This window comes from Bacterioplanoides sp. SCSIO 12839 (genome assembly GCF_024397975.1).
Taxonomy (GTDB): domain Bacteria; phylum Pseudomonadota; class Gammaproteobacteria; order Pseudomonadales; family Oceanobacteraceae; genus Bacterioplanoides.
On the sequence record NZ_CP073745.1, the window covers coordinates 1,228,152 to 1,249,976 of the forward strand.

Genomic DNA, 21,825 nt, shown 5'->3' on the forward strand with positions numbered 1-21,825 from the left:
AAATCAGCGTAACGGAATCGGGTTGTTAAGGGTGGCAATATCATAACCCGCTTGTTGCAGCAGGGCTCCGGCTTGTTCATCGGCGTAATGGTAGAGCACCAGATTATCGCGAATTTCCGGCTGATATTCTTGTAAGTCGCTTAGCCCGGTATGAGAGGGATTGGGCTGAGTGCCACAGTCATGAAAAATCACTTCCTGACCGGTGAGTTTGTGATGCAATATCTCAGGAATCGGGCGGGTATCACCGCTGTAAAACATCCGTCCTGGCAGGTGTAAAGCAAAGCTGGTATTGGGAGCATGATGGCGGGTGGCATACACCTGAAAGTGTAACCCCGCATGAAAAAACTCATGGCTAACCGGCAATAACTGAAACGACTGCCAGAAATCATGGCGACCTTCGGCCATGGTGCCGAATTCCGGATACGTCGCCAGCCGCTGGTGCAAAGTAGTGATTAGATTCAGAGGCACAAATAAACGAATCGGTGCTTGTACTTGCCCTTCGGCGAGAGACTCTTGTTGCAGCCGGGCTCTGACCGTTAAAATTTCCAGATCGGCAATATGATCCAGATGGCAGTGGCTGATAAAAATAGCGTGGGGTAATTGGCCGTAACGTTGTTGGTAAGCGTGAACGGTACCCGGGCCACAATCTATCAGTAGTTGTGGCTGTCCGTTTTTTTCCAGTGTTGAGGCTGAGGTGCCCAGCGAAATCTGGCCACCGCTGCCGCAGCCATGAAAATTCAGTGAATATTGTGCGTTTTCTGTGGTCATAACCCGGTATATCGACAAACAAAAGCAAGAGGTCTGCATTATGTGGCGTCCAAAATTAATGTCCATCCCTGATGCAGCGGATGCATTGCCCGGTCGTGATGAACCCTTAGCCGTTGAGCCGGAGAGTTTTATCAATGGTGAGCGCTTTGATGGTGAATGTCCGGCGCACCTGAAGCAGCTGATTATTGGAATGGGTTGTTTCTGGGGAGCAGAGCGGCGCTTCTGGCAGCAGTCGGGTGTCGTCGTCACGTCGGTTGGTTATGGCGCGGGGCATACGCCGAATCCTACGTATCAGGAAGTGTGCAGTGGCAATACCGGCCATAATGAGCTGGTACGCATCTGGTACGATCCGCAACAAACCTCGCTGGATGCGCTGTTAAAAGTCTTTTGGGAAAGTCACGATCCGACTCAGGGCATGCGCCAGGGCAATGATGTTGGCACCCAATATCGCTCGGGTATTTATCTGTCCGATGAACAGGATCGTGAACTGGCTGAAGCATCACGTTCGCGCTATCAACGTCGTTTGCTGGCCGCCGGTTTTGACGAGATTACTACGGAAATTCTGCCTGCTGGCCCCTATTATCTGGCAGAAACCTATCATCAGCAGTATCTGGCGAAAAATCCGAACGGTTATTGTGGTTTGGGTGGTTGCCATGTCAGCTATGGCTGACGTTTAGCTACCGGTCGCCTGCTGCTCTTTTCCTGCTGCATCTGTGGGTGTTTGCTGGCATGGATGTTTTGATTGAGGAAATGCCAGATGAATTGCCCAGGCAATGGCGGTGGCATAAGCCAAATTGGTGGTAAGTTCAGTATGCGGGTTATTCAAAAACTCACGTTGTGATGCCAGGCCACGTATTTTGCTGGCCAGGTCGGGCTCAAACGCCAGGTATTTATTCCAGATACGCTGATGTAAGGCGGCATCGATCTGATAAATGCCATAGGCTTTATTTTGGCGACACAGTGAATGTTGATTTAACTGGGCCAGGGCAATCAGCAGGTTTTCAGCGGCGTCTGAATCTTTACCAAGGTATTGCAGCGTGGGGCGGATGATCTGCTCCCTGAGTTCCTGAGTGTCGAGTTCCATGACTGTGCCTGTACTGATAGCAATGGCATTATTTAATACCAAATTACTGAAGGATTACCACTGCCAGTATGAATTTATTGTCACACAACGATCACAATGTCCAACCGGAAAAGCTGGTGTGGGTCGATAGCCACTGCCACTTTGATTTTCCGCAGTGGCAGGCGCAGCGTGACGAACACTGGCAGCTGGCACAAACACTGGGTGTACAGTCACTGATTGTTCCCGGCACCACGATTGAGCAAAACCAGCAGGTCACTCAGTTCTGTACCGATACGCCCTGGCAGTTTGCACTGGGATTACATCCGTACTTTCTTGCACAACATCACACTGATGATCTTATCGCTCTTGAGGGGTTGTTATCTGCGTCTGAGGCTATTGCGTTGGGGGAGATTGGTCTGGATTGGGTGTTGGCTAAGCAAGCCGATGACCCGGATGCTGCCCGTGCACAGCAGTGGCAATGGTTCGAGGCTCAGGTAGCGCTGGCGGAGCGTTATCAACTGCCTGTGATTCTGCATATCCGTGGCTGCCATGATCAGGCCGCCAGTTGGCTGCGCCGCCGGAGGTTTTCATTCGGTGGTATTGTTCATGCGTTTTCTGGTAGCGAACAACAAGCCAAAGCCTGGCTCGATCTGGGCTTTAAACTGGGCATCGGTGGTGCCATGACATTTCCCCGGGCGAATAAATTGCGTAAAACCATTGCTTCCTTACCACTTTCGGCTTGGGTGCTGGAAACCGATGCCCCGGATATGCGCCCGGCGTTTTTTCGTCAGGGTGTGAGTTCGCCGGTTGCTATTCCTTTGTATGGCGCGATCCTGGCCGCCTTAAAAAATACATCGATCCAGGTGGTATCCACACAAACATTAAGTAATTTAAAATCGGTATTGGTGAACTTTAAAACCTGATTTTTTAATGGGTTTATTTTTAATACTTAATAATTATTTCAAAAAAAGTTCCATCATTTTTTAGATCATCCAGCGTTGTTGAACGGAATTTTTAGACCACCTTTTCCCAAAGGCTTGTACAACAACACGCGCCTGTATAGCTTAAATTTTAAGCCCACTGAGCAGAGGTAACTGCTTATGTTCCCTAATCATATGTTCGGCCTTTTATATCATCCTCGGGAAGAATGGGCAGCCATTCGCAAAGAGGGTGCTCCCAGCCTGCTTCAGGTCTTTATTCGTTACGCTTTATTATTAGCGGTTATCCCCCCGGCTTCTTTGTTGATTGGTACAACACAAATGGGCTGGAGTGTTGCCGGTGGTGATGTGGTGAAACTCAGTATGGAAAGTGCTGTGCCCATTGCCATTGCGTTTTATTTTGCACTATTAGTGGGTATTGCATTTGTTGCTTATTGCATGTTCTGGATGGAACGCACCTTTGGTGTCACCGCCAGTTTTGAACGTTGTGTGATCTTCACTATTTACACTTCAACGCCGATGTTTCTGGCTGGTTTTATTGGCTTGTTGCCGATTCTCTGGCTCGACTTTTTTGTGGTGTTAGCCGCGGTGTGTTACAGCGTTTATTTGCTGTATTCCGGCATTCCTATTTTTATGGATATTCCTGAAGAGCGTGGTTTTATTTTTGCCAGCTCGGTATTAACCGTTGGCTTGTGTGCACTGGTTGGCTGTATGGCAATCACGGTGGTGATGTGGGGGATGGGGTTTGGCCCTAGCTTCGTTTAGAAATTCTACAACGCAGCACCGATAAAACAACACCGATAAAAAACACAGCCCGCTTTCTAAGCGGGCTTTGTTTTTTATTACTGCTGTCTGTCTAACTCCCACGCTCTGCGTGGGAGTTAGACTATTAAACAATTTTTTGTTTGCCTGGTGGCTGTTTGAGTAAGTTGTGTTGTTTTATAACCAAATGGCTTTAAACAGATAAAAGAACAACACTGCTAATGCCGCACCGGCCGGTAAAGTCACAATCCAGGAAACAAAAATAGAACCGATTTTTTTCAGGTTAAGTGAGTCACTGCCCATGGCTAAACCTACACCCAGAATTGCGCCCACTAAAACATGTGTGGTTGAGATTGGCAGGCCTGTACCAGACGCCACCACAACGGTTGTTGCGGCGGCCAGAGTCGCGGCAAAACCACGGCTTGGTGTCAGTTCTGTGATACCACTGCCTACGGTTGCAATAACACGATGACCAAAGGTCATCAGGCCAACCACAATACCCACAGCACCGACCAGCAGAATCCATAATGGTAATGCCGATTTAGCGGCAATTTCGCCACCGTGCTCCACCACGCTGACAATTGCTGCAACCGGGCCAATGGCATTGGCGACATCGTTAGAGCCGTGGGCAAAGGCCATGGCACAAGCGGTGAAGATCATCAGGATTGAAAACACTTTTTCAACGTTGGCTAAATGCACATCTTCGGAGACTTCCGGGTCGGCATGAACGCGCTGCACAAAGAAACTACCAATCGCCATGATGATCAAACCGGCAATCGCCGCCATCCACAACGCGTCCTGATAAGAGATATTCAGGCCCAAATGCTTCAGGCCTTTGGTCAGCGTTACCATCGAAATCACAAAACCAACCAGCAGGATATACAACGGCACTAAGCGCTTCGATTGGGTGAACGGGTCCTGAGTATCGTGAATCCAGTGCTGAACCGTTTTATACAATACAAATGAAATACTGCCGGCAACAGCGGGAGAGACTAACCAACTGGCAGCAATACTGCCGACTTTGCCCCAGTTGACGGCATCCATCGAAATCCCCACAGCAGCAAAGCCCACAATGGCTCCGACGATTGAGTGCGTCGTGGATACCGGCCAGCCGCGGTAAGAGGCAATCAGCAGCCAGGTGCCAGCGGCTAATAGCGACGCCAGCATGCCAAACACCAGCAATTCCGGTGTCGAAGCAATATAAGACGGGTCAATAATGCCTTTGCGGATGGTGGCGGTAACTTCACCTCCGGCAAAAAAAGCACCGGCGAACTCAAAGATAATGGCGATCAGTACCGCTTGTTTGATGGTAATGGCTTTTGAACCAACCGAGGTTCCCATGGCATTGGCAACGTCGTTGGCGCCAATACCCCAGGCCATAAATGCACCGAAGATGCAGGCCAGGATAATAAATACAGACCCCTGGTCAGCAAGTAATTCCATGATGAATTCCTGAGTTCATAGTCAAAAAAGGCGCGCATTCTACCCCAGCATTCGGTCACTTCATAGGCGCAGAATCACGAAAGCGGGAGGAAAAAACACATACGTTCAGTGAATGCTGGCTGTGGTATGATCCGGGCAAATTTTCTGGGGTATACCACCGTGACGTCTTCCAAGCATTTTCCCGATAAAACACCGGACGAATCCGCTAACAATCAAGCGGGAGAACAGGAAGCCTCACGCCCGCTAGCCAACAAACGTCTGGGCCGTAGCGGTGAAGCACAACCACGTAAACCCAGAATTCAGGTACGCAGTTCATCGGCTAAAACGTCTGGAGCGACGAAGGGCAGAGCAGACAAGCGCAACACAGACAAGTACAACACGGACGCGCGCAAACCTTCGGTATCACAAGGTCTGCATCACCGTAACCAGCACCAGGGGCGCTATGATATGGCGGCGCTGGTGGAAGCACTGCCAGCGCTATCCGATTACCTGATACTCAATCCCAGAGGCGAACAAACCATCGACTTTGCTGACCAGGCAGCGGTGTTATGTCTGAACCAGGCATTATTGCTGCACCACTATGGCATTCAGGGGTGGCAGATTCCGGTGGGTTATTTATGCCCACCGATTCCCGGGCGAGCAGACTACATTCACTACGCAGCGGATTTAGTGGCGAAATATCAGTTATCGCCTCGTAACGGGCAAACCCGGGTGTTGGACATTGGTACCGGCGCGAATCTGATTTATTCCTTGTTGGGTGCCAGTGTGTATCAGTGGCAAATGTTGGCATGTGATATTGACCAGGCCGCGTTGGATAACGCTGCTGAGATTCTGCAGCATAACCCGGCTCTGGCGACACAGATTCAGCTACGCCTGCAAAGCGACAAGCAGTCGATTTTCCGCCAGATGATTCAACCAGGTGAGCATTACCAGTTATCGGTGTGTAATCCTCCTTTTTATGAATCGGCGGCCGATGCTCAAGCAGAAAACCGACGCAAAACACGCAATCTGGCACGCCATCAACAGACACGTACGACTCCAGGCACTGAACCGGTCGCGCCGCTTGATTCCGGTGTTAACACGGATACGGTGTCGAGTAACGATCCTTGGGCAAAAGCCAAAAGCGCACCAGATCATAGAGCCTTAGATAAACAGCGCAATTTCGGCGGTCAAAATAATGAGTTGTGGTGTGAAGGTGGTGAACTGGCATTCCTGAAGCGTATGGCGCGGGAAAGCAAAGAGTTTGCAACCCAGGTGGACTGGTTCACCAGCTTAGTCTCGAAGCAGGAGCATGTGCCAATGCTGCTGGAATACCTCAAACGCCAGGGCGCTAAAAAGACCGAAGTGGTGAAAATGGCCCAGGGTCAGAAAATCAGTCGTTTCATCGCCTGGACGTTTTAATCGTATCTGATGGCTTGTTATTGCAAAGCCAGGGTTCCTGCCAGAAAGGCAGGAGTTGCGAGGTTCATGACAACGTTCATCGCCAGGAGTTTAGGCTCCTGAGCGATATTCTCGCCTAATGAACAGGCACCCCGCCAGGCAAGCACGCCGGGAATCATTGGCACTAATGCAACCGCAGACCAGAGTGGAAAAGCCCCCTGAATAATGGCAATGATCAGAGTGATGGCCGCCGCCATCAGAAACATGCCATACCACTGCGCAGCCTTTTTAGGCCCCCAGGCAATCAAGGCGTGAAAACGCCCAGCGTTTTTATCGGCTTCAATATCCGGAAACTGATTCAACAGCAGCAGATTATTCACCAGAAAAAAGACAATCAGAGCGCTGTAAATGCCAGGCTCGGTAATTTGTTGTTGCAATACCAGTTGTGTGCCCGACACCATCAATAAGCCAAACCCGGCACCGGGAGCAATCAGGCATAAAACCGGAGAGCGGTTAATCACCCGGGTGTACAGCACAATAATCAATGAGCCTATTACGCCATACGCTAACACCAGCCAACCGGCCTGCTGAATAAAATACAGCCCGATTAACCCCATCAAACTGAGGCTGGCAACGCCACCCCAAAGCACGGCTGTTGCGGATTGCGGATGCTCAGGTAATGCGCCACTGCCACCACTGAAAGGCGTTCGTTGGGTGTTGAGGTCGATACCACTGTGATAATCCTGATATTCATTGAGCATGTTGACACTGATGTGGGCTAATAACGCGGCGATCACAATCAGTGATAAATCAAACACCCAGCCATCGGTATGTGTTGCGCTGCTGCTGGCGCCCAACAACACGACAATTGGTGTCAGAACCAAAAAGGGCGGGCGCATGGTCTGAAAGACAGCAGGGATATGAAAAGCCGGGTTACTCATAAAAATTCCTTGTGATGTTTTGCGAGCTACAGACTCAGCTGTTTTTCCACATTAAATGACATGTTTTCTGCCTGCCAGGCTTCCAGTGCTGGTAGTAATTCGGCATCTCCGCTGAGTGAGAAATCCATCGGTTTATCGCTATTAATCAGGCGTAACAGCGCACTGCCAAACTCCGATAAACTCAGCGACAGCGGTAACGATACCGACTGACTTTTACCACTTTCCAGTGATACCGATTTTAATTCACCACCGCCCAATGGTTGACCTTGTGCCGCCAGATTAAAGTTGAGTTGTTGCAAATCGATGGCAAAGTCATTGAGGTTTTTAATGGTCATATCCAGCTGTAATTTAATCTCGGTAAAACCGGCTTTCAGCAATTTCACATCATCAATACGAACATCCGGTAATTGCGGGATCGGTAATACATCCTGATATTCCAGCGGCATGCTGATGGTACCCAATACCGGTACCGCCACCAGAATCTCTCCTGATAAGCCATACGGCACCTGGTTTTTTCCTTTTACGCTGTTAGCGGCGGCAAACAATTCGCTGAATTTAATGGTGATGGGTAAATCAATGGTTTTATTACCAGAAGCAGGCAGAGTGAGTTGTGAGTCTGGCTGGCTGATGCGTGCCAGAGAATGCCCGGCAATGGCGGCATCTAACTCCAGGCCCGCGGTTTTTAATTCAAAAGGATTCGGGTTTTCGATGTTTACCTGAGCGTTAAGGGTGATGGTTTTCAGTGATAAATCCGCCACTGATACCTTAACCACACTGGCATTTGGCCGTTGTGCTTCCGACAGTTGTTGCAAGCTGGCACAGCCAGACAAAATCAGCAGCGAAAGTGCAGCCAGCAAGCGCAGGGCTGTGGCTAGCGGTGATAAACATTTCATAGGGAGCTCCTTCAGTGATGGCCTGAGTGTATCGCAATTGAGTTTGCGCTTGTCGTTTTCTTTCTGAGTAGGGTCTTAGGGCCTGTTAACAGGCCCTAGTTCATACCAGGTTTTACAATCCATCGGGAATTACTTGTGTCATTTGGCGAAACTGTTTTAATGATGAAATAAGAATAAAACGCGACCAGTTCTAAGAGGAAAATCGCATGAATCGTATGTATGTGATGGCCATAGCCGTTAGTATCGCTTTAACGGGCTGTGGAGGCGGCGGAGGCGGTGGCTCGTCAGATTCTGATACGACGACACCGGATACAACGACTCCCGATACAACGACTCCCGATACAACGACTCCCGATACAACGACTCCAGACTCGGTTGTATTGTGTGGACAACAATCGCAGTTAATTTTCCCCGCCGCTTACAGCGCTACCTTATCGGATGAGATTACCCTGCGTGGGCAGAGTAACTGTGATCAGGTTACCGCTTTAACGGTTAACGGTATTGCCGCAACCAGCAGCGATGATTTTGCAAATTGGCAGGTAAAAGTACCACTGACTCCGGGTTTAAATACTTTGCAGGCAACGGTCGCCGAAGGCGAGCAAACACAGCAACTGACGTTGGGGCAAATTGAGTCCAACGAACTATTGTATGACCCACAGCAGGTTGCAGTAAGTCGTGATGGCAGAACCTTATATGTTTTTGATTCGGATCGTCGTCAGCTGTTAAAGATTGATACGGCCAGCGGCGCGCGTTCAGTTGTATCCAGTACGGAATTTCCGAATCAGGATTTTTATTTTGGCAATGTCAGTGCCATTACCCTGAGTCAGGATGAAAGCCAGATCTATCTGGTATCCAGAAACGTGAATGGCATCAGTAACGGCAGTTTTGGCGCAGTATTGGCCGTTAATCTGACAACTGGCATGCGTACGGTGATCTCCAACCCGGATGTTGCAGGGCAGGATAATTTCCGTAATGCCGAAAGCATGGTGCACGATGTTGCGAACCAGCGTTTGATTCTGTCGAGTGGTACGAATATTTATACCGTCGACCTGAGCAGTAATAACCTGGGTGCGCAAACTCTGATCTCCTCGAATACTGTGCCTAATGCCGATAACCCGTTTTCTGTAACAGTCATTTCATTACCGGGCAATAACTCCTTCACTATTGAGCATGGCCTGGCGCTGGCATTGGACAGTGATAATCAACGTCTGATCGTCAGTGATAAAGGTAGTGGAATGGATAATGACGAACAAATCCTGGCAGTGAATCTGGATATCAATGGCACAGTGGGTGCACGTACGGTTATTTCAGCGGCAAAAGATGAATGGAATCAACTGGGCCATATTGTTTTGAAAGACAGCGATACCGCTTATCTGTACGAATTAGCGTTTGATGATGGCGACGCAATTTACAGTGTTGATCTTAATAGCGGTGATGCCACGGTATTGATCGAAAACGGCACTCAAACGGGTATTACTCAACTACGCAGCAATTTTGGTTATTTAGCGTATTCAGCCACTAGCGATACCTTGTTCACTGTGGCAGAGCAGCAGCGATCGGTGTTTGCGATTAATGTCGCCGAAAAACGTTACTCAGAACTGGCGGAAAACCTGGCGACCAGCGTTACAGGCCTGACCAGCACCTTTGACGATTTAAGCCGTAATGCGCTGGATCCGGTTAATCAGCATTTGTATCTGGAAGACGATGATGAAAATATTCTGCGCCTGAATCTGGCAACTGGAGAAAGAACCTCGTTAGCCAAAGATATTGGTGCCGGAGCGGGCGGTAATTATATCGAATCCATGGCATTCGATTCGGCATTGTCGGCTGTCGTTGTCACGGGCTACCGCACCCCAAGTAACAGTGATCGTATTGGTTATGCAACGGCATTTTCGGTTACTGATGGCAACCCAACCGTTATCACCGACAGTACATTAGATACCGGTAGTGAATTAGACCGCCCCTGGGGTTGGCTAAGACTGGATAACAACAGCAGTATCGTGGTCGACGATACCAGCTCTCCGTCACAGTTTTATCGCACTGATATCACCACTGGTATGCGTACTTTGATCTATGTCGACCTGACTGAACTGGTGAATCTCGGCAGCAGTTTTGAAGCGGAAAATGTAGCGATTTCAGCAGATAAAAAGACGATTTATATCACCGATGACAGTGGTAATGCCGGTGTCTATCAGCTGGATTTAACAACCAATAAAATAACGGTTATTACCGATGCTACAACCCCGGGCGATGGCAATGCTCTACGCTTCAGCGACCCGGAATCGATTGCTCTTTCTTCTGATGGCAAATACGCCTACGTTGGTGATAACTCGATATCGGCTTTGGTCAAAGTGAATCTGGCAACGGGTGCTCGTGAAGCATTAATTCAGGATGAAATTACCTCGACCAACTCCTGGGCCGAACGCATTCAGGGCATCGCTGTTGATACCCAAAAGCAGCTGATTTATACCAGCTGCGATAATGCAGATGTGGTGTTGATGATTGATGAGTTAACCAAAGAATGGGTGATGATTGCGGAGTAGTATTAAAAAATGCCGGTTAATAACAATATTGGCCGGCATTTATGATCACAAATACTTGCGGTAATACGCTTCATCCCGGGCTTTAATTTCCGGATCTTTCCAAGCGGTTTCAATCATCGATTGCCACCATTGCTGGCTGAGTTCCTGACTCGAAACCGATTCACCGGTTTCGTTATCATGCCGTACCACCTGGCCAAATTTCGGAGTCAGAATATTCACGTTATGTTTTTCAGCTAACAAACTGATTTCTTTTAACGGGTCATACCAGGCGTGTGTTGCCAGATCAAAAGTACCGTTATGAACCGGAATTAACGTGTTCCCTTTTACATCCAAAAACGCTTGTAACGTATCGGCAGGTGGCATGTGAATATCGGCCCATTTTTCGTTGTACGCACCACATTCCATAAAGGCATAATCGAACGGCCCGTATTTTTCACCAATGGCTTTAAAACCATCAAAATAACCCGTGTCGCCACTGAAAAAGACCGAGTTGTGTTCATTACGAATCACCCAAGAACTCCACAGCGTTTTGGCTGAATCGCTAATGCCACGGCCAGAAAAATGTTGGGCCGGGGTAGACACTAATTCCAATGAACCAATGGTTTTACTTTCCCACCAATCCAGTTCGGTAATATTTTCTTCCGCAACGCCCCAACCGCGTAAGGTATCGCCAATACCGAGTGGCACGACAAAATGTCGAGTTTTATCTTTTAATTGCTGAATGCTGTGATAATCCAGATGATCGTAATGATTGTGCGAAATAATCACGGCATCAATATGGGGTAAATCGTCCATATTAAATGGCAGTGGATGAAAACGCTCAGGGCCTGCCCACTGCACCGGCGAGGCGCGCTTAGAAAATACCGGGTCGGTTAAAACCAATTGACCGCTGATTTCAATCAGCAGCGATGAATGACCCAGCTTAGCAAAGCGAAACGTGTCATCAGCCTGATGCGCTAAATCCTCAGCTTGTAATGGTTCCAGAGGGATCTCTTGTTCAGGGACGGCCAGAGGATGCTTATTAAACATCGCTTCTTTTAACGCGCCCCAGATGTTGCTCAGCTTCATCACGTTCACTTCTTTTTCGTTATGAAACTGGCCATCACGAAACTGAGCCGATTGCTGAATACGATCCACCGCTTGCTCCGATGAATGTGGGTAGCTGGCACAGCCAGCGAAAAGAGCACCTAACATGATGATTCCGCCTGTTGCGATCAGAATGGTGTTTTTGAGCGTCATACTTCACCTTTCACTTTATTTATTAAACCGACTACTCAGTCAGTTTGGGTTGAATTAAAAAGCCTGTAGTAAAGCAGGCTAGTGTCGTTAAAGTGCTAGCAGCCCCCAGCATGAATTAAAGAGTTCATCCTGTGTGCCAGCCTGTTGCCAGAGTTCAGGTTGTTGCAGCAGCAGATTAACGCTGGACATCAGATGTGACCCCATCAGGCTGGTGAGCATCGCGCTGGGTAGCGCTCGAAACACACCTGCTTGAATAGCCGCATTAAATAAACTGTCGGCCGCCTGAAACAACTGGCTGACCGTTTCCCGGGTACTGCTGCTGATGTAAGCCGACTCACCAAACTGCGCCATAAACCGAAACTTCTCCGGGTGCTGCAGCATCCAGTTCATCAGGCTGAGCCAGGTTTGATGTAACGCTGCCCGGACGCTGGCGTGGCTGACGCCTGCCTTAGCCAGATTCATCGAGTCTGGCTGGGTCGCGTCACGAATCTCCAGTTTGATCTCAAGATACAGGGCATTAATCAGATCTTCTTTGGTTTTAAAGTGATGAAACAAGGTACCCGTTGCCACTCCCGCGTGTTTTGAAATCGCAGAGGTCGGGGTTTTATCAAACCCCTGATCGTTAAACAGTGCCAAGGCACTGGTTAAAATCTGATCGCGCTTACTGGTTTTGCTCATGGGTTCTACTTGTAAAATTGCTCTAAACCGACTGATCAGTCTATTTAAGTGCTAGTGGAGTTGGGTTGCAATAGGATGATTGTAAAGTTCGGTTGGATATCGTTGCTGGGGGGCGGGGCTGACCCCGTGAATCCATCAGGGAAATAACTATCAAAATAATCACTAATTCGTATAATCAACTTCCTCAAACTCGTAAGGAAGCGTGATGCCTGCTCAGCCAGTTCTGGTTCAGAGACCACTACCACAACCGAAACCCGGTAAATTTGTCTTAGATGGCGTAAAATCTGCGGCATTTGTCACTCCTTTCTGTACAGAAGTTAATCAATGACCAGCTCTGAAGAACAACAATTCCTCAATGACCTTGAGAAGAAGCTGTGGACCGCCGCCGATAAGCTGCGCTCCACGCTGGATGCAGCACAATACAAACACGCCGTATTGGGCATTATCTTCCTGAAATACGTATCGGATGCGTTCGATATTCGTCGTCAGGAGCTGGAAACCCAGTTTCGTAATCCGGATCATGAATATTTTATGGATCCAGAGGACGTTTTACCGGGTGAAGAGGGTGGCGCTGAATCTGAAGCTTACCAGCTGGATATTAACTACGAGCTGGAACAACGTGATTATTATTTAGAAACCAATACCTTCTGGGTGCCCGCCCAGGCCCGTTGGCAATTTCTGCAAGACAATAATAAAACCGTGATTGGTGGTGCCACCATTGCGGTTAGTGATAAAGACGGCAATGAGCAACAACTGAAAATCAGTTCGGTTGGTCACTTAATTGATCATGCGCTGGAAGCGATTGAAGCGGATAACAGCAAACTCAAAGGTGTATTAAATAAACGCTACACCCAATTGCAGATTGATCAGGCCAAGCTGGCGGAATTAATCGACTTAATTGCTACCATCCCGTTCAACCACGCCACCCTAAACAGCAAAGATATTCTCGGTCATGTGTACGAATACATGCTCGGTCAGTTTGCCCTTGCGGAAGGTAAAAAGGGCGGCCAGTTCTACACGCCTAAATCCATTGTGAGTTTGATTGTGCAAATGCTGGAGCCATTTAAAGGCCGGGTATACGACCCGGCGATGGGCTCCGGTGGTTTCTTTGTGCAGACAGAAGCCTTTATTGAACAAGTCGCCGATATGAAGCACTTCAATAAAGAAGAGCAGAGAAAAAATATCTCGATTTACGGTCAGGAGTATAACCACACCACCTGGCAGCTCGCGGCGATGAATATGGCGATTCGTGGTATCGATTTTAACTTCGGTAAAGAGCCCGCCAGTACCTACACCCATAACCAGCACCCGGATTTGCGTGCCGACTTTGTTATGGCGAATCCGCCATTCAATATGAAAGAGTGGGATGCTGGCGTAGCCGCCGATGACCCGCGCTGGGCTTACGGCACACCGCCATCGGGCAATGCCAACTTTGCCTGGTTACAGCATATGTTGTATCACACCGCGCCCAATGGTTCGTTGGGTTTGTTATTGGCCAATGGCTCGATGAGTTCTAATACCAATAACGAAGGCGCAATTCGCCAGCGTCTGATCGATGAAGATCTGGTGGAGTGTATGGTGGCCTTGCCGGGGCAATTATTTACCAATACCCAGATTCCGGCCTGTATTTGGTTTTTAACCAAAAACAAAGGTGCTCGTACGTCTGCGGCGGGGCGTAAACTGCGTGATCGTAAAGGTGAAGTGTTATTTATTGATGCGCGTAACCTTGGGTTTATGAAAGACCGTGTATTACGGGATTTTACTCAGGACGATTTAAATCAGGTCACCGAGACGTTCCATAACTGGCAGACCGGTTCAGCCTACGAAGACGTTGCTGGTTTTGTTAAATCGGCCAAATTGGAAGAACTCAAAAAACACGATTATGTGTTAACGCCGGGGCGTTACGTTGGTGCTGCTGCAGAAGAGGATGATGGAGAACCATTTGCGGAAAAAATGGCGCGATTAAGCGGGCAGTTAAAAGCACAGTTTGAAAGATCTGATGAACTAGAGGCGGAGATAAAAAAGAACTTGGTGGGGTTGGGTTTCGATGTCTAATTGGGTCACAAAACCGCTGGGTGAACTTATAACACTTCAAAGGGGGCATGACCTTCCTTCACAAGACAGAAAAGCAGGTTCTGTTCCAATAATGGGGTCATCCGGAATTACCGGATATCATGATGAAGTTAAAACCAGGGGCCCAGGAGTTGTTATTGGGCGGAGTGGTAATTCAATGGGGGAAGTTAGCTTTTCTCCTGTTGATTTTTGGCCATTGAATACTTGTTTATACGTAACCGACTTTAAAGGTAACGATGAGCGTTATATCTATTACCTTCTTCAAACAATTAATTTTGATCAGTTTAATTCAGGCAGTGCACAAAAGTCTTTAAATAGAAACGCTGTCTATCCGTATGAAGTTAAAACTACGGAATGTAAAGATGAGCAAGTTAGGATTGCTCGAAACTTGGCTGCTCTTGAAGATAAAATCGAACTCAACCGCCAAACTAACCAAACCCTAGAAAATATCGCTCAAGTCATCTTTAAAAGCTGGTTTGTCGATTTCGAACCCACCCGCGCAAAAATCGCCGCCAAAGAAGCAGGGCAAGATCCCGAGCGTGCAGCAATGGCCGCGATCAGTGGCAAGCCAATTGAAGAACTTGATCAGCTTAGTGCTGAGCAACAAGAACAATTAAAAGCAACGGCTGCGTTGTTTCCTGATGCGCTGGTGGATTCTGAGTTGGGTGAAATTCCGGAGGGGTGGGAAGCTAAGCCTTTATCTCAGATGGTCAACCTGATCGGTGGTGGAACCCCTAAGAAATCAGAAGCTACCTATTGGGGGGGCGAGATACCTTGGTTTTCAGTAAAAGATGCACCAGATGATGGAGATGTGTTTGTTATTGATACTGAGCTTAAAATTACAGAGTTGGGATTGAATAAAAGTTCTACAAAGCTTCTTCCCGAAGGAACAACGATTATATCAGCTCGCGGTACAGTCGGTCGTTTGGCTTTGGTTGGTGTGCCGACTGCAATGAACCAATCTTGTTATGGTGTTCAAGGTGTTGACGGAATTGGACCATATTTGAACTATTTTAATGTAAAGGAAGCTGTTTCTACTCTTAAACAGAATACTCATGGCGCTGTGTTTGACACGATTACTCGGGAAACATTTGACACCGTAATCCTTGTTCAAGCTAAAGGGGACGTTTTGGTGAAATTTGAAGAAGTTGTTAAGAGTAATTTAAATTCCATTAAAAATAATCTTTTTGAAAGCAAGGCTTTGGAAGAAGCTAGAGATTCTTTATTGCCTAAGCTTCTCTCTGGTGAAATCGCCTTGGAACCAATTAATGAAAGTTAAAAAGCAATATTTACTGGCAGACTATTTTGTCGACTTCTGCAAGCGTAGAAGGCACCTTTATAGCGATCATTGGACGAAGACCTGGATTCACAGAATTTTCAAAAGTGATAAGGCAGCTAAAAGGTTAGTTGTTGCAGAGCTTCAATTTCACGGCGTTGAGACTCGGAGCTTACAATGTTTTTGTAAACAAGAGAAAATCAACAAAGAAGATCTGGAAGTATATCGACATTCATTAGCAAGCTATATTGATGAGAATGCATCAAGAGTCAGTTTTCTTATTTCCTTTGGTGCATTTCTTTTGCTGTCATTTAATACCTTGTTTGCATATCCCGGGGTTAAAGAAATACCTTCTGCCGTATTTTATGTTTTATTAATATTTGATGTTTATTTACTGGCGTTTCTTCTGGAGAGAGCATTCAGTCTAGAGCGATCGGCTTGTGCTTCTCAGTTGCGTCATATTATTGATTCGATAAGAGAAATTTGATTTTGGAAAATCTTTAATATGGTTTCTATAGGCTGAAATGGAATAGTTGGGTTATATGAAAACGGATAATGAGAAACTAGATCTGCATGAAGATTTGGGGGAGTCTAAAAACGATACTCCTTTTAATGCTACAGATAATAATGGAAGTAAGCCCTTCTTATCTGGATGGCGATGGCTATGGGGGATCTTACTTGCATCTTTTCTAGCTTGGGTTCCATTCTTCGGTTACACACATTTATTGCAGGTGCTTGAGACGGCAGGCTTTCGTGGTGCTTATATAAACCCCAAAACCTATGATCTGGTTTACTACTTTCTGATGGGCTGGTCGGAAGTTGTCAACAACGGTCTGCCATTGATAGAGACTGGAAAAATACTAGACCTCTCCTTGAAACTACTGGTCTTTGCTCTGTTTTCAGGAACTGTATTGGCGGTAGTTTCCTGGTGGATTATATCTCTTGCTAAAAGGAATAAAGCTGGAATTGAACAGTCTGAGAAGAGAGATATTTACTACTATATGTCTAAAATTTTAGTCGAGTCTACGGAATCTCTAAAAGGTTTCTCGCGGCTTTGGCTTGCAATGATATTGCTGCTATTTTCTACTGCCATGCTTGAAGTTGTTGCTCTGATTTCATTGTTTATATTGAGTTCGTTCCTCTGGTTTCTATCATTAACCGGATACTTGTCAGGCGTTAGTGCGGGTAAGGATGTCGTTGTAGATAATGAGTGTAAGCCGCGGGAACCGTCTGAATCTGAGATCAATGACAAGTTTAGAGTAGGTTGTTCCCTTATGAATATAGACGGTAAAGAGGTACAGGGAATTCGAATATATTCAGATGAAAAACATATATTTTTCCTCGGAGATGATGGTGCTTATCAAACGGACTATCAGGGGAATCTCGTATTATTCTCACCAATAGAGCGCTTAAAATCAGAAGAAGATAAAGAGAATACAGAAGGAGCTGATAAATGATCACCGAAGACCAGCTCGAACAACTCTGCCTAGAATGGTTTCAGGGTAATGGTTATGACTACATCAGCGGCTACGATATTGCCCCTGATTCAGCGGCACCAGAACGTAGTGATTACCATCAGGTATTACTGCACGGCCGGCTGTTAAGCCAGTTAGAGGTAATTAACCCGCATATTCCAGTCGCAATGCTTGAGTTAGTTATTCAGCAAATCGCCAAACCAGAAACTCCGGTGTTGATCAAAAATAACAAGGCCTTCCATCAAATGCTGATGGAAGGGGTTAAGGTTAGCTATAAGAACGGGCAGGGCGATGAGGTTAACGACTATGTTCGTTTAATCGACTTTGATCAGCTCGAAAACAACCAGTTTCTGGTAGTGAACCAGTTCACCATCACTGGTTCAAAAGGTAACCGCCGCCCGGATATTGTGGTGTTTATTAATGGCTTGCCTATTGCGGTGCTGGAACTTAAAAACCCAGCAGATCAGAACGCCGATATTTTTAAGGCCTACGACCAGCTGCAAACCTACAAAGATGAAATTCCGGATCTGTTCACTTTTAACGAAGCCCTGGTTATCAGTGATGGCATTAATGCGTCTGTTGGTTCGTTAACCGCCAACAAAGAGCGTTTTCTACCGTGGAAGACAGTCGATAATGAAAACGACAAGCCGCTATTTGAATATCAGCTGGAAACCTTAGTTAAAGGTTTCTTTAAGCCGGAATTGCTGCTGGATTACATTCATCATTTTGTCTTATTTGAAGATGCAGATGGTTCATTAATTAAAAAGATTGCCGGGTACCATCAGTTTCATGCGGTGAGGGAAGCGGTGAAAGCCACAGTCATTGCAGCACAGCAACCCGAACAAAACATGGTTGCGGAGTCGTGCTGATTACGGCAAGCGGGTAGAGCCAGGTTCTGGCCGTGCCGGAGTGGTATGGCATACCCAGGGGTCGGGTAAATCCATCTCGATGGTGTGTTATGCCGGAAAGCTGCTAGCCCAAGCGGAAATGAATAACCCCACTTTGGTCGTCGTAACTGACCGTAATGATCTGGATGGACAGCTGTTTAATACCTTCAGCATGGCGGCAGATACGCTGAATCAGACGCCGGTTCAGGCAGCTGATCGTGATGAATTGCGTGAAATCCTTAATAGCCGTCAGGCTGGGGGTATTGTTTTTACCACGGTACAGAAATTCGCTTTGCTGAAAGACGAAGAGCGGCATCCAGAATTAAACCCTCGTCATAATATTGTGGTGATCAGTGATGAGGCACACCGTAGCCAATACGGTGACAAAGCCAAGCTGAACCAGAAAACGGGTAAGTACACCTTTGGTTATTCCAAGCATCTGCGTGATGCACTGCCCAATGCCTCTTTTATCGGTTTTACCGGTACGCCTATCGACAGTATTGATAAAGATACCCGTGCGGTGTTTGGTGAATATGTCTCGATTTATGATATTCAGGATGCCGTCGACGACGGTGCTACGGTTCCGATTTATTATGAGTCGCGCTTAGCCAAGCTGGATATTCCACAAGAAGAAATTGAAGCCTTAAACGACGAAGTTGATGAGGTTATCGAAGACGAAGAGGATATTAACGAGCGGGAAAAGACCAAGTCTCAATGGTCGGCGTTAGCAAAAATTGTGGGCAGTGGCCCGCGCATCCAACAAATCGCCAAAGACCTGATTGACCACTTCGAACAGCGCACCAGCACTTTGCCGGGTAAAGGCATGATTGTGTGTATGAGCCGTGAGATTTGCGTCGATTTATACGACGCTATCGTGGCTTTGCGTCCGGAATGGCATGGAGCTCCTATCGGTGAAGATGCCGACCCTGAAAAAGGCGCGATCAAAATTGTGATGACGGGTTCTGCTTCGGATAAGAAGAAGTTACAGCCCCATATCCATAATAAAGACACCAAAAAACGCTTTGAGAAGCGCTTTAAAGACGTTAACGACCCATTGCAGTTGGTGATTGTGCGAGATATGTGGTTAACCGGCTTTGATGCGCCGAATTGCCATACCATGTATATCGACAAGCCGATGAAAGGCCATAACCTGATGCAGGCGATTGCTCGGGTAAACCGCGTATTTAAAGATAAGCCAGGCGGGTTAGTGGTCGATTACATTGGTATTGCCAATGAATTGAAAAACGCACTGAACACCTATACCAACTCTCAGGGTAAGGGGGAGCCAACCCGCGACAGTGCCGAGGCCTTCGCTATACTGCTGGAAAATATCGATAAGCTGCATGCACTGATGCACGGCTGTGATTACAGCGGCTTTGAAGAAAAAGCGCTGCAATTAATGCCACGAGTCATTAACCATTTGTTGAGCTTACCAAATCCGGGCAGTGGTGAGTTAGACGGCAAAAAACGCTTTATGGAAATCATGGCCAATATTCGTGCGGCCTATAACCTCTGTTTAACTCTGGATGAAGCCAAAGCCTACAGTCAGGAAATCGCTTTCTTCGACGCCATTCATACCGCATTGCGTAAAAGTGAAGGCACAGGCAAAAAACTGGATAAAGAAAAGCAGGATTCTGCGCTAAAGCAGATTATCGATAACGCAATCGTTGCTGAAGGCGTAGATGATATTTTCGACCTTGTTGGTCTGGATAAACCCAATGTGGGTTTGTTATCGCCTGAGTTCCTGGATGACGTCGCCAATATGAAAGAAAAGAATCTGGCGGTTGAGCTACTGGAGCGATTGATCAAAGGCGAAATCAAAGCACGGATGAAAACCGATAAAGTTTCGGAGAAGAAATACTCTGACCGTATTTTAGAAACCTTACGCCTTTACCATAATCGTGGCATTGAAACCGCTCAGGTCATCGAAGAGATGATTAAGATGGCAAAAGACATGGCCGAAGATGCAGAGCTGGCGGCCAAATCGGGTCTTAACCCAGACGAAGTTGCGTTCTACCGTGCACTGATTCAAAACCAATCCGCCGTGCGAGAACTGGGAGATAACAACTTACGTGAGCTGGCTAAATACGTAACGCAGCAATTACGTAAGTCGACCACCGTGGATTGGCAAAAGCGGGAAAGTGTTCGGGCTAAGTTACGCAATTTGGTCCGCAGAGCACTACGCAAATGGAAATATCCACCGGATCAAGCCGATGAGGCGATTGAGCTGTGTTTGAAGCAGGCGGAAGTGTTAAGTGAGAGCTGGTCACAATAAATGATTTTCCTACACGTTACTCAATCACCTATACGGTATGACTGAGTTACAGCATTTCGTTAGTGGTATTGATTGAAAAGTCCCACAATGGGTCTTATAGTACCCAATATAAGACCTTTGATACCCATTGTGGGACTGATCTGTATATGACCACCAACATCGGCGACGCCTTGTTTACTAAGGCACAGCAGAAAGTGCTGACTCTGTTTTTCAGCCATCCAGACAAGAGTTATTACCTGAATGAAGTGGTGCGTCTGGCCGCTATGGGCAAGGGTGCCATTAGCCGTGAGCTGGGTAAGCTAACGGATGCTGGGTTATTGGTGGTGAGCAAGCAGGGTAATCAAAATCATTACCAGGCTAATGCTCATTGCCCTGTATATGCTGATATGATCAGTATCGTTAAAAAGACCTTTGGTGTTACTGGGCTGTTGAGGTCGGCGATCACCCCATTACTACCACAGTTGGAACAAGCGTTTATTTACGGCTCGGTTGCCAAAGGGGAAGAGCACTCAGCCAGCGATGTTGATGTGATGTTGGTCGGTAATGATTTGAGTTACAGTGAGGTAATGGAGTTGCTGGACGTGGTTGAAGAGCAGTTGCAACGGCCTGTTAATCCTACGCTGTATTCGCCACAAGAGTTCTCTGAACGTCTGAGCCAGGGGCAAAACTTCCTTTCTAAGGTAATGCAGCAGCCACAAATCAATTTATTATTGGACGAATAATAATGAATACGCAGGAAGCGATATGAATGATATATCCTTACGGCATTTCCGGATGAATCCAGATTGGAGTTATGAATAGCAGTAACCGGGGTGTGTTAACATCACCGTTCGCTGACCCACGAACGCCATTCCTATGAAAACCTCCAAAGCCCTTATTTACCTTATCGCTTTAGTTGCCATCACCTACGGCATCATGCAGCTAACCTTTTTTCTGGATGAATATCCGGGGGGGATTAATGCCGCGTTTGATGAGCTGGGCATGTTTAATGTGATTGTGCTGTTTTGTCTGCCATTAATGGCGGTGGTGTTTTCTGTGTATCCACCACTGATGTATCCGTTTGTGGTGATGGCTTATCCGCTGATGTGGTTGTGGCGCAAAATCCGGGGAAATAAATCAGCCAACAAGGAATAAAAAAATACCGCATCAGCTAAGCTTGATGCGGTATTTTTATCGTTTTAACGGCTGTCT

Annotated in this window: 20 protein-coding genes; 13 read left to right on the forward strand and 7 right to left on the reverse strand. The window is 47.1% G+C overall.

What is annotated here, in order from left to right:
* Positions 1-3: 3 nt before the first annotated feature.
* Positions 4-768: an MBL fold metallo-hydrolase gene (locus KFF03_RS05720; RefSeq protein ID WP_255859581.1), complete on the reverse strand. Its 765-nt coding sequence runs from the start codon at positions 766-768 to the stop codon at positions 4-6.
* Between the two features lie 40 nt (positions 769-808).
* Between KFF03_RS05720 and msrA the strand changes: the two genes are divergently transcribed.
* On the forward strand, positions 809-1,438 hold the full coding sequence (gene msrA, locus KFF03_RS05725) for a peptide-methionine (S)-S-oxide reductase MsrA (protein ID WP_255859582.1): 630 nt from the start codon (positions 809-811) through the stop codon (positions 1,436-1,438).
* A gap of 3 nt (positions 1,439-1,441) precedes the next feature.
* Here msrA and KFF03_RS05730 read toward each other — a convergent pair whose 3' ends face one another.
* Entirely contained in the window at positions 1,442-1,852 is a 411-nt protein-coding gene (locus KFF03_RS05730; RefSeq protein WP_255859584.1) for a hypothetical protein, read from the reverse strand.
* A 68-nt stretch (positions 1,853-1,920) separates the two neighbouring features.
* Between KFF03_RS05730 and KFF03_RS05735 the strand changes: the two genes are divergently transcribed.
* Both KFF03_RS05735 and KFF03_RS05740 read left to right on the forward strand, forming a co-directional pair.
* Positions 1,921-2,754: a TatD family hydrolase gene (locus tag KFF03_RS05735; RefSeq protein ID WP_255859586.1), complete on the forward strand. Its 834-nt coding sequence runs from the start codon at positions 1,921-1,923 to the stop codon at positions 2,752-2,754.
* Between the two features lie 177 nt (positions 2,755-2,931).
* Positions 2,932-3,534: a Yip1 family protein gene (locus tag KFF03_RS05740; RefSeq protein WP_255859587.1), complete on the forward strand. Its 603-nt coding sequence runs from the start codon at positions 2,932-2,934 to the stop codon at positions 3,532-3,534.
* A 174-nt stretch (positions 3,535-3,708) separates the two neighbouring features.
* On the opposite strand, the gene KFF03_RS05745 is transcribed toward KFF03_RS05740, so the two are convergent.
* Positions 3,709-4,974, reverse strand: a complete 1,266-nt coding sequence (locus tag KFF03_RS05745) for an inorganic phosphate transporter (RefSeq protein WP_255859588.1) — start codon at positions 4,972-4,974, stop codon at positions 3,709-3,711.
* Between the two features lie 126 nt (positions 4,975-5,100).
* On the opposite strand from KFF03_RS05745, the gene rlmF reads away from it, so the two are divergent.
* Positions 5,101-6,375 carry a 23S rRNA (adenine(1618)-N(6))-methyltransferase RlmF gene (gene rlmF, locus KFF03_RS05750; RefSeq protein WP_255859589.1) on the forward strand — a complete coding sequence of 425 codons (1,275 nt, stop codon included), beginning with the start codon at positions 5,101-5,103 and terminating at the stop codon, positions 6,373-6,375.
* A gap of 17 nt (positions 6,376-6,392) precedes the next feature.
* Here the strand turns inward: rlmF and KFF03_RS05755 are convergent, their stop codons facing one another.
* Positions 6,393-7,295, reverse strand: coding sequence for a prenyltransferase (locus tag KFF03_RS05755; RefSeq protein ID WP_255859591.1), 903 nt, complete (start codon positions 7,293-7,295; stop codon positions 6,393-6,395).
* 26 nt (positions 7,296-7,321) lie between these two features.
* Entirely contained in the window at positions 7,322-8,188 is an 867-nt protein-coding gene (locus KFF03_RS05760; protein WP_255859592.1) for an LEA type 2 family protein, read from the reverse strand.
* 206 nt (positions 8,189-8,394) lie between these two features.
* Here KFF03_RS05760 and KFF03_RS05765 point away from each other — a divergent pair, with 206 nt between their 5' ends.
* Positions 8,395-10,731, forward strand: a complete 2,337-nt coding sequence (locus KFF03_RS05765; protein ID WP_255859593.1) for a hypothetical protein — start codon at positions 8,395-8,397, stop codon at positions 10,729-10,731.
* A gap of 45 nt (positions 10,732-10,776) precedes the next feature.
* Here the strand turns inward: KFF03_RS05765 and KFF03_RS05770 are convergent, their stop codons facing one another.
* Both KFF03_RS05770 and KFF03_RS05775 read right to left on the reverse strand, forming a co-directional pair.
* Positions 10,777-11,970 carry an MBL fold metallo-hydrolase gene (locus KFF03_RS05770; protein ID WP_255859594.1) on the reverse strand — a complete coding sequence of 398 codons (1,194 nt, stop codon included), beginning with the start codon at positions 11,968-11,970 and terminating at the stop codon, positions 10,777-10,779.
* Positions 11,971-12,057: 87 nt separating this feature from the next.
* Entirely contained in the window at positions 12,058-12,648 is a 591-nt protein-coding gene (locus tag KFF03_RS05775; RefSeq protein ID WP_255859595.1) for a TetR/AcrR family transcriptional regulator, read from the reverse strand.
* A 324-nt stretch (positions 12,649-12,972) separates the two neighbouring features.
* Here KFF03_RS05775 and KFF03_RS05780 point away from each other — a divergent pair, with 324 nt between their 5' ends.
* The 8 genes from KFF03_RS05780 to KFF03_RS05815 all read left to right on the forward strand — a co-directional run bounded on the left by KFF03_RS05780 (position 12,973) and on the right by KFF03_RS05815 (position 21,768).
* The gene (locus KFF03_RS05780; protein ID WP_255859596.1) at positions 12,973-14,703 is read left to right on the forward strand and encodes a class I SAM-dependent DNA methyltransferase; all 1,731 of its coding nucleotides are present in this window, start codon (positions 12,973-12,975) and stop codon (positions 14,701-14,703) included.
* Entirely contained in the window at positions 14,696-16,000 is a 1,305-nt protein-coding gene (locus KFF03_RS05785; protein ID WP_255859598.1) for a restriction endonuclease subunit S, read from the forward strand. The genes KFF03_RS05780 and KFF03_RS05785 overlap by 8 nt, the downstream gene beginning before the upstream one ends.
* Positions 15,990-16,484 carry a hypothetical protein gene (locus KFF03_RS05790; protein ID WP_255859600.1) on the forward strand — a complete coding sequence of 165 codons (495 nt, stop codon included), beginning with the start codon at positions 15,990-15,992 and terminating at the stop codon, positions 16,482-16,484. Before KFF03_RS05785 ends, KFF03_RS05790 begins: the two co-directional genes overlap by 11 nt.
* 55 nt (positions 16,485-16,539) lie before the next feature.
* Positions 16,540-17,454 (forward strand): hypothetical protein, encoded by a 915-nt coding sequence (locus KFF03_RS05795; protein WP_255859601.1) that lies wholly within the window; start codon positions 16,540-16,542, stop codon positions 17,452-17,454.
* Entirely contained in the window at positions 17,451-18,341 is an 891-nt protein-coding gene (locus KFF03_RS05800; protein ID WP_255859602.1) for a type I restriction endonuclease, read from the forward strand. The genes KFF03_RS05795 and KFF03_RS05800 overlap by 4 nt, the downstream gene beginning before the upstream one ends.
* Positions 18,325-20,634 carry a type I restriction endonuclease subunit R gene (locus tag KFF03_RS05805; RefSeq protein ID WP_255859603.1) on the forward strand — a complete coding sequence of 770 codons (2,310 nt, stop codon included), beginning with the start codon at positions 18,325-18,327 and terminating at the stop codon, positions 20,632-20,634. Before KFF03_RS05800 ends, KFF03_RS05805 begins: the two co-directional genes overlap by 17 nt.
* A 146-nt stretch (positions 20,635-20,780) precedes the next feature.
* The gene (locus KFF03_RS05810) at positions 20,781-21,356 is read left to right on the forward strand and encodes a nucleotidyltransferase domain-containing protein (protein ID WP_255859604.1); all 576 of its coding nucleotides are present in this window, start codon (positions 20,781-20,783) and stop codon (positions 21,354-21,356) included.
* 133 nt (positions 21,357-21,489) lie between these two features.
* On the forward strand, positions 21,490-21,768 hold the full coding sequence (locus tag KFF03_RS05815) for a hypothetical protein (RefSeq protein ID WP_255859605.1): 279 nt from the start codon (positions 21,490-21,492) through the stop codon (positions 21,766-21,768).
* The last annotated feature ends 57 nt before the right edge of the window (positions 21,769-21,825 follow it).